Annotated in this window: 2 protein-coding genes; one reads left to right on the forward strand and one right to left on the reverse strand. The window is 60.4% G+C overall.

Annotated features, from left to right (window positions below):
* Positions 1 to 236 (forward strand): MipA/OmpV family protein (locus tag AC1DS5_RS25355; RefSeq protein WP_477721003.1); only part of this gene is annotated, 236 nt, incomplete at its 5' end.
* 50 nt (positions 237 to 286) lie between these two features.
* Here the strand turns inward: AC1DS5_RS25355 and AC1DS5_RS25360 are convergent.
* On the reverse strand, positions 287 to 576 hold a 290-nt coding region (locus tag AC1DS5_RS25360), incomplete at its 5' end, for a hypothetical protein (protein ID WP_477721004.1).

Raw genomic sequence — 576 nt, forward strand, 5'->3', positions numbered from 1 at the left:
AGGCGCTTGCGTCAGGTTTGCCGGTTTACGACGCCAAGGGCGGTTCGAGTTCGGTCGGTGCGGGCGCGCAATTGCGCTACAAGCTCGATCCGCAATGGGAAGTGCGCGGCTATGTCGAATATGACAAGCTGCTCGGCAGCATCGCCGATAGTCCGCTGGTGAAATTCCGTGGGTCGACCAATCAGGTCACCTACGGCGTCGGCGTGGCCTATTCGTTCGACGTCGGCGTGCGATAGCACGTACGATTGCACAGCGTGGCCAATACGGCGCACGCTAGCTCACGCTTCTAGCGCTCCCCGATCAGATAGTACGACAACATCGTATCCAGCTCCTGTTCCAGCTCGCCATTGGCGAAGGCATCCGGACGGAATGCGATCGCCGCATCGAGTGCCGAGCCGACCATTCTCGGAATGAAGAAACTTCCGGCTTCGCGATTGAAGCCAGGGCGTAGCTCGTCGGCATGGTTGTCAAACATGCCACGCAAGAGGCCTTGCCGCTGCGGAAAGGGGTCGAATGGCCACTGAACAGGGGGACGGCCGGAGGCGGTCTCCATCAAGACCTTCAGCAGCGGCATCA

The organism is Polaromonas sp. P4_H1 (assembly GCF_056400945.1).